The organism is Pseudomonas sp. GD03858 (assembly GCF_029840925.1).
Lineage (GTDB): Bacteria > Pseudomonadota > Gammaproteobacteria > Pseudomonadales > Pseudomonadaceae > Aquipseudomonas.
In genome coordinates this window covers 1-13,483 of the sequence record NZ_JAOCDM010000135.1, presented here as the reverse complement: position 1 = coordinate 13,483, position 13,483 = coordinate 1, and the positions used below count along the sequence as shown (strand labels likewise).

At 68.3% G+C, this 13,483-nt stretch carries 14 protein-coding genes; 1 reads left to right on the top strand and 13 read right to left on the bottom strand.

The features are described 5' to 3' along the window. From N5D48_RS23685 to N5D48_RS23625, 13 genes are all read right to left on the bottom strand, one after another. Nucleotides 1-285, bottom strand: a 285-nt coding sequence (locus N5D48_RS23685; RefSeq protein WP_279888439.1) for a contractile injection system protein, VgrG/Pvc8 family, incomplete at its 3' end; no start/stop codon positions are given. A 217-nt stretch (nucleotides 286-502) separates the two neighbouring features. Next, nucleotides 503-1,150: a general secretion pathway protein GspN gene (locus N5D48_RS23680; RefSeq protein ID WP_279888438.1), complete on the bottom strand. Its 648-nt coding sequence runs from the start codon at nucleotides 1,148-1,150 to the stop codon at nucleotides 503-505. Continuing rightward, entirely contained in the window at nucleotides 1,147-1,521 is a 375-nt protein-coding gene (gspM, locus tag N5D48_RS23675) for a type II secretion system protein GspM (RefSeq protein ID WP_279888437.1), read from the bottom strand. Before gspM ends, N5D48_RS23680 begins: the two co-directional genes overlap by 4 nt. Next, complete coding sequence (locus tag N5D48_RS23670) at nucleotides 1,518-2,582, bottom strand: type II secretion system protein GspL (protein ID WP_279888436.1); 1,065 nt, start codon at nucleotides 2,580-2,582, stop codon at nucleotides 1,518-1,520. Before N5D48_RS23670 ends, gspM begins: the two co-directional genes overlap by 4 nt. After that, nucleotides 2,579-3,169, bottom strand: coding sequence for a prepilin-type N-terminal cleavage/methylation domain-containing protein (locus N5D48_RS23665; RefSeq protein WP_279888435.1), 591 nt, complete (start codon nucleotides 3,167-3,169; stop codon nucleotides 2,579-2,581). The genes N5D48_RS23670 and N5D48_RS23665 overlap by 4 nt, the downstream gene beginning before the upstream one ends. After that, entirely contained in the window at nucleotides 3,166-3,534 is a 369-nt protein-coding gene (locus N5D48_RS23660; RefSeq protein WP_279888434.1) for a type II secretion system protein, read from the bottom strand. Before N5D48_RS23660 ends, N5D48_RS23665 begins: the two co-directional genes overlap by 4 nt. Further along, the gene (gene gspH / locus N5D48_RS23655) at nucleotides 3,531-4,073 is read right to left on the bottom strand and encodes a type II secretion system minor pseudopilin GspH (protein ID WP_279888433.1); all 543 of its coding nucleotides are present in this window, start codon (nucleotides 4,071-4,073) and stop codon (nucleotides 3,531-3,533) included. The genes N5D48_RS23660 and gspH overlap by 4 nt, the downstream gene beginning before the upstream one ends. A 1-nt stretch (nucleotide 4,074) precedes the next feature. Next, a complete protein-coding gene (gspG, locus tag N5D48_RS23650; protein ID WP_279888432.1) occupies nucleotides 4,075-4,509 on the bottom strand; it encodes a type II secretion system major pseudopilin GspG in 435 nt (144 codons plus the stop codon). Nucleotides 4,510-4,523: 14 nt separating this feature from the next. Next, complete coding sequence (gspF, locus tag N5D48_RS23645) at nucleotides 4,524-5,720, bottom strand: type II secretion system inner membrane protein GspF (protein WP_279888431.1); 1,197 nt, start codon at nucleotides 5,718-5,720, stop codon at nucleotides 4,524-4,526. 2 nt (nucleotides 5,721-5,722) lie between these two features. Beyond that, nucleotides 5,723-7,171 (bottom strand): ATPase, T2SS/T4P/T4SS family, encoded by a 1,449-nt coding sequence (locus N5D48_RS23640; protein ID WP_279888440.1) that lies wholly within the window; start codon nucleotides 7,169-7,171, stop codon nucleotides 5,723-5,725. Then, nucleotides 7,171-9,123, bottom strand: a complete 1,953-nt coding sequence (gspD, locus tag N5D48_RS23635; RefSeq protein ID WP_279888430.1) for a type II secretion system secretin GspD — start codon at nucleotides 9,121-9,123, stop codon at nucleotides 7,171-7,173. Before gspD ends, N5D48_RS23640 begins: the two co-directional genes overlap by 1 nt. A 3-nt stretch (nucleotides 9,124-9,126) precedes the next feature. Next, the gene (locus tag N5D48_RS23630; RefSeq protein ID WP_279888429.1) at nucleotides 9,127-9,546 is read right to left on the bottom strand and encodes a pilus assembly protein PilZ; all 420 of its coding nucleotides are present in this window, start codon (nucleotides 9,544-9,546) and stop codon (nucleotides 9,127-9,129) included. Then, the gene (locus tag N5D48_RS23625) at nucleotides 9,543-11,186 is read right to left on the bottom strand and encodes a lipoprotein UxpA (protein WP_279888428.1); all 1,644 of its coding nucleotides are present in this window, start codon (nucleotides 11,184-11,186) and stop codon (nucleotides 9,543-9,545) included. Before N5D48_RS23625 ends, N5D48_RS23630 begins: the two co-directional genes overlap by 4 nt. Nucleotides 11,187-11,405: 219 nt before the next feature. Here N5D48_RS23625 and N5D48_RS23620 point away from each other — a divergent pair, with 219 nt between their 5' ends. After that, nucleotides 11,406-13,457 carry a PhoX family phosphatase gene (locus tag N5D48_RS23620; RefSeq protein ID WP_279888427.1) on the top strand — a complete coding sequence of 684 codons (2,052 nt, stop codon included), beginning with the start codon at nucleotides 11,406-11,408 and terminating at the stop codon, nucleotides 13,455-13,457. Nucleotides 13,458-13,483 lie beyond the last annotated feature (26 nt).

Genomic DNA, 13,483 nt, shown 5'->3' with positions numbered 1-13,483 from the left:
GACCAGGGCATGGTAGCGGGTGCGGTGAAAGCCGCTGTCGCCCTGGCTGAAGCGGCTGACCAGGCCGTGGACATGGCGCAGCGGGTGCTGGCCGCGCCAGAGGGTGAAAAGCACGGGCTGGTCGAGCAGTTGGCCGAAATCGATGTCGTCCTGGTGGCTGACGAGTTCCAGGTGCAACTGGAAGGGCGTGCTCAGCGCTTCTTCGAGCTTGAACGACACCACTTCGAATTCGGCGCGGCCCACCAGGGGCTGGAAACTGAAGCGCAGGTCCGACTGTCTGGGCATGAACAATATTCTTGGTTGCATGATGGGACAGGTCAGGCGTAGGCACGAACTCCGCATCCGGATGATCCATACCTACGACACAGACAAGAGCAGCCAGACTACGCAGATTGTATTTTTACTTAAACGAACAAGGTGGTGATCATCTGCCCGCAAACACCAGAGCTTTCTTACATCGCAGTTTCAGACTCAAGAAAATCTCCTTGAGATGGCCCCGAGATCACCAGCGTACGTCCCGCTGCTCCCTCAGCGCCTCGGCCCCTAGCCACTGCACTCCACGCAACACCGGCGTCAGCGCGGCTTCAGGCTGTACCTCGACCGTCACCGTCGCCCGACGCCCAAGCAGGTCGGCGTCCAGCACCAGCAGGTGCTGATCCGGCAACTCCAGCTTCCCGGACAGCCGCCAGCCTTCCTGGCAATGCATTTCGAGCGTCCCTCGCCCCAGCCCCAGCGACCAGGGTTCGACCAGTGCCAGGTCGTTCACCGTGATCCGCCCCTGTGCTTGCCGACACTGACGCCCAGCCACCTTCAGCTGCATCCTCCCTTGCCACTGGCCACCCAGGCGCAGCGACTGCGCCACAGTGGGCCATGCCCCCAGGGCCTCGATCTCGGCTTGCCAGTGCCAGGGCCAACCGCCCACGCGCACCTGCCAGCCCTGCCCCTGAAACCCCAGCCAGACCTGTGCCTGCATGCGCCACGGGTTCAGGTCCCAGCGCAACGGGCCGACCACGCCCAGGCGTGCCGCCTGCCCCTGCCACAGGCTGCCCGTGACGCCCTGCAACGGCAGGCCCAGCCAGCGGGCCGGCCACTGGGCCAGCAAGGTCAGACAGAACACCAGGCTCAGCCAGGCACCGGCCCGGCGACTCATGGCAAGACCTGCACATCGAAGCGCAATCCATCCCCTTCGCGCACCAGCCCCCATTGCAGCGGTTGCGCGCCGTCCTCGCGCAATGCCTGCAACCACCCCTGCAGGGCCTGAGGCTCGATCACCTTGCCGCGTACCTGCCAGCTCGCGCCGTCGGGCTGTACCTCGACGATATCGATGTGGCGGGCCTGGGCCGACTGACGCAAGCGCTCCAGGCTCAGCGGCGGCCCCTCGCGCAGCCCCGCCACCGACTCGGCCAAGCCACGCCATTGCGCCCACTCACGCCAGAGGCCCAAGCCTTCGCGCAATGCCAGAAACGCCAATAGCACGCCCACCAGCCCCCAGGCCAGCCACAGCCGATGACGCCGGCTCACGATGTCGCCCCCAGGTCGAAGACCACGCGATGCGCACCCTCCTCCACCTGCACCGGCGTGCCCAGGGCCGTGGCCATTGCCGACCAGGGCGGCGTGTCCCCTTCGCCCTCGAGCTCAAGGTGCCAACGCTGGCCATCGAAGCGCACCGCCCGCAGCTGCCAGCCGGGATGGCTGCTCAGCCACTCATGCACCTGTACCTGCAACGCTTCGAGTCGACGCAGGCGTACCTCACGCTCACTCTGCTCGTCACGCAGACGCTTGAGAGCCTGGGCGGCCTGACGCGGGGTGGCCGGCGCAGCGGTCACCGCCAAGACCTGCTCGCGGTACAGCTTGGCCTGACGCCATTGCTGCGCGCCCCACATCGCCCCCCAGATCACGGCCAGCACCAGGCAGGCGGTAGCGAGCCGCCACTGCGACACGGCCAGTTGCGGGCGCGGTCGGGCACGGCGGTTTTCGAACAAGGCAGGCACACGGTCAAGATCGGCCAGCGCCGATGGCCAGGTCCCCTCCAGGGTTTCTGGCGCGCTCTCCTGCCAATCCAACGGCGGCTCGATGTCCAACATTCGAGGCCAGGCCAACCAATGTGCCCGGCCATCACTGCCGATGCCTGTTCGCAGAGTCGTCTCGCCACGATGCCAGACATTGTCTCGCTCAGGCAGCAGCTGGAATTCCACCCAGCAGCGCTCCACCTGCAAGGCCCACGCATCGCATTGGGCACGCCAATCGTCCAGCCAGCGTCGCGCCAGCACCGCCAGACGCAACTGACCGGGCGCACGCCCGACACAGGCGCAGTAGACCTCATCCACCGCCTGGGCCAGCCTGTCTTCGAGCAGCAAAGGCCACTCCTCGCGCTTGAGCCCGGGCGGCGCGGGCACCTGGAAGTGACTGCAGTGCTCGGCAGGCACGATCAGGGCGACGCGTGCGCCCAGCCCGGCAGGTGGTTGGCCCTGTCCAGCCTGTACCGCCTGGCCGCGCTCGACCAGCAACCAGTCCCAAGTCACACCCGGGCGCAGCAGCAGCCAGGGTTGCGGCGACGCCCGGCGACGCCATTCAAGCTTCATGAACGCCCCCAGGGCAGAACGAAGGTACAGACATAGGGTGCTCCATCACGCACAAGCTCCACGCGCACACCACGCCCAGGGTGCGCCGATTGATCGGAAGGCCAGGCCAGCCAGCGACCGGACTGGTGGTAGAGGATGCTCAGGGCACTGACCCGCTCCAACCGCTCGCGCACCAGCCACTGGGGCATCGCGGCGGCATACAGGTCAGCCGAGGTCTCCAGCAGCAGCCGTTGCTCGCGGGGCTCGAAACGCAGGCGCTGGCGCTGCAGGCGCGAGCCACCTTCGGCCTGCGGCCAGGCGGCGGCGGCGACCCACAACAGTTGCTGGCGATCGGGTTGCCAGTCGAGCCAGCGCGGCGCCAGCGGCAGGCGCTGTTCATACAGGCGGCGCAGCACCGGGCTGTCGAAACGCCGCTCCAGGGCCAGGCAGAAATCCAGCACGCCAGTTTCGCGTACCTGCTCGTCAAGCCGCTCGCGCACCTTCAGCCAACCGTTGACCAGCGCCGACAACAACACCCCGAGCAAGGCAGTGAGGGCCAGGGCCACCAGCAGTTCGATCAGGGTCATGCCCGCCTGGCGCCGCTTCATGGCCGCTCCAGGAACACGGTGTACTGCCCCAGCGGCAGGCGCTGGTCGCGGTCGGCATGCAGCAGCAGTTCGCCACGGCGCAGGTCGCGCACGCCGGTACGGCGCAGTTGCAGCTGCCAATGGCAGGCCTGCCCGCCCTCGACCAGCACACCGCTGTCCTGGTTGGTCGCCGGCCAGTACTGCTCGACCGCAAAACGCGCCTGCAGCTCGCGGGCGCACAGCAGGCCCAGGCGATGCTGCTGCACGGTGTCCTGCACGGCCAGGCGCTGGCGCAGGACCTGGCTGGTGATCACCGCCAGGACTGCGGCGATGCCCAAGGCCACGCTTACCTCCAGCAAGGTGAACCCGCGTTGCTCGCGTTTCATGGCATCACACTCACCCGCAACTGGCCGCTGCGATCCCAGTCCCAACGCCGGCCGCCCTCGGCCCAGCGCCAGCGCACAGTGCCCGGGCGGGCCCAGCCATCGGGGGTGAACAGCAGCGCGGGAGCCTGGCTGGCTGGCCAGTCCGGGCGCAGGCCCTTGGGCCAATCGCCCAAGGCCACGGATTCCACCTGCCATTGATCACCTTGGCGGCGCACGAACTCAGGCCGCTGACCGTTCCAACGCATCCCTCGCAGTTGCCCGGCATGGCGCGCCAGGTCGGCCTGGGCCACGGTCGCGGCGGCCAGGCGGTCGAGGGCCTGGTCGACGCTGCTCCTGCCGCTGTCGAGCCAGGCCACGGCCAGGCTGGTCATCAGCGCGGCGATGGCCAGTACCACCAGCAGTTCGAGCAGGCTGAAGCCGCGTTGTTGGATCGCGACAGCGTGGGAGCGGGCTTGCCCCGCGATGGCGGTGGCATGGCCAACATTGCCATCGCGGGGCAAGCCCGCTCCCACGCAGTTGCACTCACTTCGGGCAGGCATTTCAGAGCGCCCAGTTGCCCAGGTCGGCATCGAGCCCTTCGCCGCCCGGTACGCCGTCGGCGCCCAGCGAATAGACATCGACCCGGCCATGCTCGCCGGGCATGCGGTACTGGTACGGCGTGCCCCACGGATCTTCCGGCAGGCGACGGATATAGCCATCGCTGCGCCAACTGCGCGGCAGCGGTTCCTGGGTCGGTTTCTTCGCCAGCGCCGCCAGGCCCTGTTCATTGCTGGGGAAGCGCAGGTTGTCCAGGCGGTACATGTCCAGCGCCTGCTCCAGGGTCGCAAGGTCGGCCATGACCTTCTGCTTCATGGCCTTGTCCTGGTTGCCCAGCACGCTGGGCGCGACCACGGCGATCAGCAGGCCGATGATGAAGATCACCACCATGATTTCCATCAGCGTGAAACCACGTTGGCGGGTGCGTCGTCGTTGCATGAGAGGTCTCCTTGTCACAGTTGCAATCCCTGGTTGAGCTGCATGATCGGCAGCAGCACCGCCAGCACGATGAACAGCACCACCGCGCCCATGACCAGGATCATCAGCGGTTCGAACAGCGCCATGGCGGTGTCCACCTGACGGGCGAAACCACGCTCCTGGTCATCGGCCACGCGCTCGAGCATGTCGGCCAGGGTGCCGCTGGCCTCGCCGCTGCCGACCATGTTCACCAGCAGCGGCGGAAACTGGCCGGCGCCGTCCAGCGCCCGGTGCAGGCTGGTGCCGCCCTGCACCTGCTGGCGTACCTGCGCCATGGCGGCGTGGATACGCAGGTTGCCGACCGTCTCGGTGGCCACCTGCAAGGCTTCGAGCAAGGCCACGCCACTGCCGCAGAGAATCGCCAGGCTGCGCGCCAGGCGCGCGCTCTCCAGCACCTGCAACACCGCGCCGACACGCGGCAGGCGCAGTAGCAGGTCGTCGCGGCGCAGGCGCCAGTGCGGCTTGCGCAGCAGCCAGCCGCCGGCCACGGCCAGCCCGATCGCCAGCGCCAGCAGGTACGGCCCGGCATGCACCAGCCCCTGGCTGATGCCGATCAGCAGTGAGGTAATGAACGGCAGGCTCTGCCCGGAATGGGCGAACTGCTCGGTGAGCTTGGGCACCACGAAGGTCATCAGGCCGACCACCACCGCCAGCGACACGCCCATCAGCACCACCGGGTAGATCAGCGCTGTGCGTGCCTTGTGGCGCTGACGCTGGACCTGCTCCAGGTGATCGGCGAGGCGCGCCAGCACCTGGCCTAGGCGCCCGGAGCGCTCGCCGGCCTCGACCAGCGCACAGTACAGCCCGGTGAACGGCGCGCCTTGGCGTGCCAGGCTACGGGCCAGCCCCAGGCCTTCTGCGAGGGAACCACGCAGGGTCACCAGCACCGCATGCAGGGCCGGCTGGCGCAGTTGCCGCTCCAGGGTGGCCAGAGCGTCGACCAGTGGAATGCCGGCGCCGATCAAGGTCGCCAGCTGGCGGGTCAGCTCGCACAGCTGGGCGCGGGTCAGGCGCTGGCGACGGGGCTGCGCGCTGTCGTGGCGCTGCAACTGCCGGGCGAACAGGCCCTGCTCGCGCAGCAACTGGCGCGCATGCCGCTCGCTGTCGGCCTGCACGCTGGCCTTGTGCGCCTTGCCGTTCATGTCCAAGGCCTGATAGCGATAGGTCGGCATACTCAGCCCTGCACCACGCGCAGCACTTCGGCCAGGCTGGTCTCGCCACGGGCCAGGCAATTGCTGGCCATGGCCACCAGGCTCTGCCGACGGCCATCCAGGTAGGCCTGCATGGCCAGCTCGCTCTCGCCGTCGTAGAGCAAGGCGACCAGCCCGGCATCCAGCTCGATGAATTCGTACAGCCCCAGCCGACCGACATAACCACTGCCCTGGCAATGCTCGCAGCCAACCGGGTGATAACTCTCGCGCAGGCTACCCAGTTCCGGCCACAGCTCCCGCTCGGCGCTTTGCAGTGGCTGGGCCACCGCGCAGGCACACAGGCGCCGCACCAGGCGCTGGGCCAGCACGCCGCGCAGGCACGAGGCGATCAGAAACGGCTCGATGCCCATGTCGCGCAGGCGGGTCACCGCGCCGACGGCGCTGTTGGTGTGCAGGGTCGACAGCACCAGGTGCCCGGTGAGGCTAGCCTGCACGGCGATCTGCGCGGTTTCCTGGTCGCGGATCTCGCCGAGCATGATCACGTCCGGGTCCTGGCGCAGGATTGCACGCAGGCCACTGGCGAAGGTCAGCCCGGCGCGGGGGTTGATGGCGGTCTGGCCGATGCCGGCGATGGCGTACTCGACCGGATCCTCGACGGTGAGAATGTTGCGGCTGCCGTCGTTCAGGCTGTTGAGGCTGGCGTACAGCGTGGTGGTCTTGCCCGAACCGGTGGGGCCGGTGGACAGCACGATGCCGTTGGGCCGCGCCAGGCAACCGCGCAGGCCGCGCAGCACGGCGGCGGGCATGCCCAGGTTGTCCAGCGCCAGCAGGCTGGCCTGCTTGTCGAGCACGCGCATCACCACCCGCTCGCCATGGATGCCGGGCAGGGTCGAGACCCGCACATCCACCTCGCGCCCAGCGGCGCGCAGGGTGATGCGGCCGTCCTGGGGCTGGCGCTTCTCGGCGATATCGAGCCGGGCCATGACCTTGATCCGCGACACCAGCATCGCCGACAGCGCCCGCGGCGGGCGCAGTACCTCGCGCAGGTGGCCGTCGACGCGCAGGCGCACCACCAGGCTCTGCTCGAAGGTCTCGATATGGATATCCGAGGCGCGCAGGCGCAAGGCCTGGCCGAACAGGCCATTGATCAGGCGGATCACCGGGGCTTCATCGTCGCTTTCCAGCAGGTCCTCGATGCGCGGCATCTCGCTCATCAGGCTGTCCAGGTCGACCTGCTCGCCAATGCCTTCGATCAAGGCCTCGGTCGCCGCCTCGCCGGCCTGGTAGAGCTGGCCGAGGCGCTCGTCGAACTGCGCGCCGTCGAGGCGCTCCAGGCTGGCCGGCAGGCCATGCACGCGCAACAGCTCCTGTAACTGGTCGCTGTCGGCGTCGCCGCGCAGCCACAGCTGCCAGCCACCCTCGATCGGCGCCATGGCCACGCCGCTCTGGCGCGCCAGGCGATAGGGCAGCATCACCAGTCACCGCCTTCGAGGCGCGCGCGGCTGGAGGGGAACACCTGCAGCAACGGCAGGCCCTCGGCCAGCGCCGGTGGCTTGAGCGGGGTGTTTTGCTGAAGGCTCTGGTACTTCTGCTGGCTCAGGTCGGCCAGGCTCTCGCCGTCACGCAGGATGCGCGGGCGGATGAACACCATCAGGTTCTGCTTGGTGTTCTTGCTGGCGTCGGAGCGGAACAGCCGGCCCAGGTAGGGAATGTCGCCGAGCAGCGGCACGCGCTGGTTGTTGGTGGCAAGCTCGTCGCTGATCAGCCCGCCGAGGATCACCAGGCCGTTGTCCTCGACCATCACCTTGGTCTTGATCTCGCGCTTGTTGGTGATCACGTCGCTGGCGGCGCTGGAATCGGCGATCGACGACACCTCCTGGACGATGTCCAGGCGCACGCTGTTGTCGATATTGACCTGCGGCTTGATGCGCAGCTTCACCCCCACCTCCTTGCGTTCGATGGTCTGGTAGGGGTTGGCGTTGTTCTGGGTGACAGAGCCGGTGACGAACGGCACCTCCTGGCCGACCAGGATCGACGCCTCGGCGTTGTCCAGGGTCAGCAAGGTCGGCGTGGACAGCAGGTTGAAGCCACTCTTGCCCTTGAGCGCATTGATCAGCATGGCGAAGTTGAAACCGCCACCGATATGGCCGATGCCGGCGGTGGCGCCGGTGGTGGCCGACAGCAGCTTGCCGAGCTTTTCGTTGTCGCCGCTGCTGGCGGCCCCGGCGATGCTGGCGATGTTCACTCCATTGCCGCCGAAGTTGACGATGCCGGCGCCGAACTTCTCGTCGGCGAACAGCCACTGCACGCCCAGCTCCTGGGCGCTGCTGTCGGACACCTCGGCGATGATCGCCTCGACCACCACCTGCGCCCGGCGGATGTCCAACTGCTCGACGATGCTGCGAAAGGCCGCCAGCTCGCTGTCCGGGCCGACCATCACCACGGCGTTGGTGCCCTCCTCGTACTCCAGGCGAATCCCCGAGTCGCTGGCCGCCGGCACCGGCGCCGCGTCCTTGCCCTCGCCTTCGGCGGCCGGCACAGCGCCGGCCTGGCTCAGGCCGCGCAGTACCTTGACCACTTCGGCGGCGTTGGCGTGGCGCAGGTACATGACCTGGGTATTGCTGCTGCGCAGGTTGTCGCCGGGCCGGTCGAGCTGGGCCAGCAAGGCCCGCACCCGCTCGCGGCTGTCGGCGCTGCCGCGCACCAGCAAGGCGTTGCTGCGCGGGTCGGCGACCACCTGGGCGGCATCGCTGCCCTGCTCGCGGGCCAGCAGGCGGGTCACCAGGCCCGCGGTGTCGGCGGCGCTGGCGTGCTTGAGCGGGATGACCTGCAACGGCTCGTCGCTGACCTGGTCGAGCTGGCGCAGCAGGCTGTCGATACGCTCCAGGTTGCTGCGCCAGTCAGTGACCACCAGCAGGTTGGCGGCCGGGTACGGGGTGATCACACCGACCCGCGGGTCGATCAGTGGCTTGAGGATGCCGAGCATCTGCTCGCTGGCGGCGTTGCGCACATTGAACACGCGGGTGGCCACGCCATCGCTGCCCTCGGACTTCTTGCCGGCGCTTTCCACCGGCACCGGCTCCAGGCGCGCGGCCTGGTCGGGAACGATCTTCACGCTGCCGTTGGGCAGGTCCACGGCGGCGAAGCCCTGGGCCCGTAGCTGGGCCAGGAAGATATCGTAGATGGCGTCGGCGTCATGCCGATCGACCGTGCGCACGGTGACCTTGCCCTGCACCCGCGGGTCGACGATGAAGGTGGTGCCGGTAATGCGCGACACGCTGTCGATGAACTCACCCAGCTCGGTGTCGACGAAATTGACCTCGTACAGCGGCGTGCCATCGTCGGCGAACACTTCCGGCTCTTCGGCCCGAGCCAGGGACATGCCAAGCACTAGCAGCCCGGCCAGACAGTACCTTGCGATCATCATTTATCCTTGGCGCTTGAAGCCGGTCACGGCGGGGCGTGGTGGCCAGGGCAGGCGCTCGCGCCGCCCGTTGTTGTCGAAGATCAGGCCATCGGCGTCGATGTCCTGCAGCACGATGCCCGGAGCCAGGCGCTGGCCACGGCCGAGGGTGCGCACCTGCTGGCCGTGGCGCAGCACCACCACGCTGGCCGACAGCGGTTGGGCCTTGAGCCCGCCCAGGTAGGCCAGGGGCAGGCGGGTGATGGGGATACTTCCGTCATCGACGGGGGCTTGCCAGTGCTCCACCAGCAGGCCCGGCAGCGCGACGCCCGTCTGAACGGGCGCAGTGGCCGGCAGCGGCTGGCGGCTGAGCAGCAGCACGCATTGCGCCGCCAGCCAACCGGCCAGGGTCAGCAAGGCGAAGGTGACCAGGCGCGAAATCACGCCGCCACCTGGTGCGGGTGCCAGCCCGGGTGGCCCTGGACGTAGCGCACCGCCGGCAATTGCAGGGTTGCCAACGCCCAGCCCGGCGTCTGCCGGGTCAGCCAGGCCTCCAGGGTCTGCCACAGCGGTACACCGGCCTGGGCATCGAAGTGCAGGCCAAAGGTGCGGCACAGACCCTCCACCGGCTGCAGGCCGATGATGCGCTTGCCGTTGGGGCTGTAGCTCACCTGCCAGTCCTGGCTTTGCCAGCGCGGCAGGTCCTGGCTGTTGTCCAGCAGCAGCGGGTCGCCGAACAGTTGCTCGGCGGCGTTCTCCAGCACTTGTTCGACCTGACGCGCCGGGGCTTCGACCACCGGCGCGGGGTAGCCGCCGGTGAGGCTGATGAGGTGCTCACGGGTGATCGACTCGCCTGCTCGCAAGGGGTAGTCGTAACGCAGGCCGGGCAGCAGCACCGGCATGCTCGAATCGTCGGCCAGGGCCTGGTGCAGCACGCGGTCCCAGCTGCCGCCACGGGTATCGCGGCGCCACAGCGCCTCGGGGGCGCGGGCCAGGGGCTGGTCGAGCCAGGCGGCGTGGCCGCTGCGCTGGCGTTGCAGCTCGCCGCGCAGCTGGCTGGCGCGGGCCTGGGCCTGCGGACCGAGGCTGTGCTCGAAGGCCGGAAAAAAACGCGCCTCGAACTGCCACTGGCCAGCGACCTGGCGGCAACGCAGGCGAAACGCGCCACTGGCCCGGCAGCCGGCGAACAGCACCGGCACCCGCCGGCCACTGGCCTGGCTCGCCAGAACCGGCACGGGCCACAGGTCCTGGCCACGGGCGCACAGCAGCACATCCACTTCCGGCACCCGCTCGGCCAGCCACAGCCCGGGGCCGGTACCGACATCCGCCAGCGCCACCACCAGATCGGCCTCGCGCCGGGCCTGCTGGAAGCTCGGTTGAAGGGACTGGTACCACTGTTTCAGGGAGGCTTTCTGGTCCTGGGCGTAAGGGTCGGTGACCCCCACCACCGCAATGCGCACGCCTGCACGCTGGAACACCTTGACGCCTTCAACGCCCAGCGCCTTGGCCTGGGTGTCGGCAAGTCCGGCGCCGAGGGTAATAGAAGAAGACTGGCGATAGAGCCCGGCGCTGCGCTGCGGCCACAGCACCCGCTCATCGCTGCTGACCCGCGCCTCGCTGCCCAGCAGCTGGCTGCCCTGCACGCCGCTTTCGCCCTGGGTGAGGTAGGCCAGGCCACTGCCGTTCCAGCACTGGCCGTTCTCCAGGGTTAGGCACTGCTCACTGCCGGCCTCGACGCGCAACTGTTCGAGTAGCGCAGCCAGCACCGCGTAACCACCGGTACGGGCCTGACCGGAGAAGCCCGCGTCGAGCAACGGCGCCAGCTCCGGCTGCCCGGCGCTGGCATTGGGCCCGCTCATCCACGGCGCGCGGCCCAGGTGGCTGACCGGCCCCAGGCGCGTGGCCGGCACCACGGCCTGGCCCGGCTGGCGGGCATCGAGGGTGTCGGCCACATACAGCAGGTCCAGCGCCCGGTCGCTGCCGCCACGCGGCCCCGGCAGCGCGGAACAGGCGCCGAGCAGCGGCGCCAGCGCACCGACGCCCATCCACCCGATCACCTCGCGCCTGCCCACACTGCTTGCCATCGACTCCGCCATCCCTGTTCACGTTGGGACCCGGATATTGCGGCGTTGGCGTGACAGTTTGATGGCAGAAATCCGCTGTTAATTCCAAAACAGCGTTGATTAGGCCTTTAGTAATAGCAGCGCGTTTTAAACGCCCTTTAACATTTCTGCCAATCAATCGACATACTTGCCGTCTACAGTCGCGGTTTCCTTCAACTCAGCCAAAAAAAGGACACCCTGATGAGTCGAGATACCGGCGATAACCTGGACCGGAACCTGAGCGGCAACCTGCCGATGGCCAGTGTCATGGACACCTACCTGAGCCGTCGCGCCGTGGTGCGCGGCAGCCTCGGCGCCGCCATCGCCATGATCGCCGGCACCGGCCTGACCGGTTGCTTCGACGGCGGCGGCGGCTCCGATCACGACGATCCCGTGACAACTCCCGAACCGGAAAAGCCGAAACTCAAGCTGGGCTTCAACTCCATCCCAGGCTCGCGCACCGATGCCTGCGTGGTCGCCGCCGGCTACAGCGCCTATGTGCTGGCGCCCTGGGGCACGCCGCTGAACGCCACCGCCAATCCATGGAAGGCCGACGGCAGCAACACCTCCACCGACCAGGCCAACGCCATGGGCATGCACCACGACGGCATGCACTTCTTCCCCATCAACGGCAGCTCCAGCGATGGCCTGCTGGCGATCAACTTCGAGTACATCGACACCGCCGCCCTGCACCCGGCCGGCCCCACCACCGTCGCCGGCAAGCGCCCGGTCGAGGAGGTGCGCAAGGAGATCAACGCCCATGGCGCGGGCGTGGTGCGCATCAGCAAGGTCGCCGGGCGCTGGCAGGTGGTCGACAACGACCCGCTCAACCGCCGCTTCACCACCGTCTCGCTGATGGACATCGCCGGCCCCCTGCGCGGCACCGACCACGTCAAGACCAAGTTCTCGCCCACCGGCACCCAGTGCCGCGGCACCAACAACAACTGCGGCAACGGCTACACCCCGTGGGGCACCTACCTGACCTGCGAGGAGAACTGGCCGGGCATTTTCGTCAACAAAGGCACGCGCCCGGCCGACCAGGTGCGGATCGGCGTTTCCTCCAGCAGTGGCCAGTACAAGTGGGAAACCGCCGCCGGTGACGCCAGCGAAGTGGCCGATGAGTTCGCCCGCTTCAACATCACCCCGACCGGCGCCAGCGCCACCGACGACTTCCGCAACGAAGCCAGCACCTACGGCTACATCGTCGAGATCGACCCCTACACCAGCAACACCCTGGCGGTGAAACGCACCGCCCTGGGCCGCTTCCGCCACGAAGGCTGCTGCCCGGGCCTGCCGGTGGCCGGCAAGCCGCTGGTCTGGTACACCGGTGACGACTCCAACAACGAATACCTGTACAAGTTCGTCTCCGACGCGCTGTGGGATCCGGCCGACGCCAACCCGGCCAACCGCCTGGCCACCGGCGCCAAGTACCTGGACAAGGGCAAGCTCTACGTGGCCCGCTTCGATGCCAACGGCACCGGCGCCTGGCTGCTGCTCGACGTCGCCACCCCGACCACCGGCGGCAGCACCCTCGGCGCGCTGTTCGGCGACCTGCCAGGCATCATCCTCAACACCCGTGGCGCTGCCGACGCCGTGGGCGCCACGCCCATGGACCGCCCGGAGTGGACCGCCGTCAACCCGCTCAACGGCGACGTCTACCTGACCCTGACCAACAACAGCGCGCGCACCGCCGCCAAGGTCGACGCGGCCAACCCGCGTGGCCCGAACCGCCACGGCCACATCATCCGCTGGCACGACAGCGACGACCACAAGACCTTCACCTGGGACATCTTCGTGTTCGGCGCCAACGCCGCCGGTGCCCCGGACATCAACCGCTCGGGCCTGACCGAACTCAACCAGTTCGCCAGCCCCGACGGCATGAGCTTCGATAGCCGCGGCGTGCTGTGGTTCGAGACCGACAACGGCGAGGCCACCCTGACCAGCTACACCAACGACCAGCTGCTGGCGGTGATCCCCACCGACCTGGTGGACGCCAACGGCAAGCAGATCCCGGTCAACGCCACCAACCAGGTGGACCTGCGTCGCTTCTTCGTCGGGCCGAACGGTTGCGAGGTAACGGGCATCGCCTTCACCCCGGACAACAAGACGATGTTCGTCAACATCCAGCACCCGGACAACTGGCCGACCACCGACAAGGCCACCGATGTCACGCCGACCGGCACCTCGGTGCGGCCACGGGCTTCGACGGTGGTGATCCAGCGTAATGATGGCGGGGAGATCGGTACCGTCTGATCGATCAGCTTTCGCCTCACACCGCT

What these genes read in the sequence shown, in the direction of transcription:
- N5D48_RS23625 (WP_279888428.1), bottom strand. Translation starts at nt 11,186, where the DNA reads ATGGCAAGCAGTGTGGGCAGGCGCGAGGTGATCGGGTGGATGGGCGTC.
- gspH (WP_279888433.1), bottom strand. Translation starts at nt 4,073, where the DNA reads ATGCCTGCCCGAAGTGAGTGCAACTGCGTGGGAGCGGGCTTGCCCCGC.
- N5D48_RS23665 (WP_279888435.1), bottom strand. Translation starts at nt 3,169, where the DNA reads ATGAAGCGGCGCCAGGCGGGCATGACCCTGATCGAACTGCTGGTGGCC.
- N5D48_RS23640 (WP_279888440.1), bottom strand. Translation starts at nt 7,171, where the DNA reads ATGCTGCCCTATCGCCTGGCGCGCCAGAGCGGCGTGGCCATGGCGCCG.
- N5D48_RS23660 (WP_279888434.1), bottom strand. Translation starts at nt 3,534, where the DNA reads ATGAAACGCGAGCAACGCGGGTTCACCTTGCTGGAGGTAAGCGTGGCC.
- gspF (WP_279888431.1), bottom strand. Translation starts at nt 5,720, where the DNA reads ATGCCGACCTATCGCTATCAGGCCTTGGACATGAACGGCAAGGCGCAC.
- gspG (WP_279888432.1), bottom strand. Translation starts at nt 4,509, where the DNA reads ATGCAACGACGACGCACCCGCCAACGTGGTTTCACGCTGATGGAAATC.
- N5D48_RS23680 (WP_279888438.1), bottom strand. Translation starts at nt 1,150, where the DNA reads ATGAGTCGCCGGGCCGGTGCCTGGCTGAGCCTGGTGTTCTGTCTGACC.
- N5D48_RS23670 (WP_279888436.1), bottom strand. Translation starts at nt 2,582, where the DNA reads ATGAAGCTTGAATGGCGTCGCCGGGCGTCGCCGCAACCCTGGCTGCTG.
- gspD (WP_279888430.1), bottom strand. Translation starts at nt 9,123, where the DNA reads ATGATCGCAAGGTACTGTCTGGCCGGGCTGCTAGTGCTTGGCATGTCC.
- N5D48_RS23620 (WP_279888427.1), top strand. Translation starts at nt 11,406, where the DNA reads ATGAGTCGAGATACCGGCGATAACCTGGACCGGAACCTGAGCGGCAAC.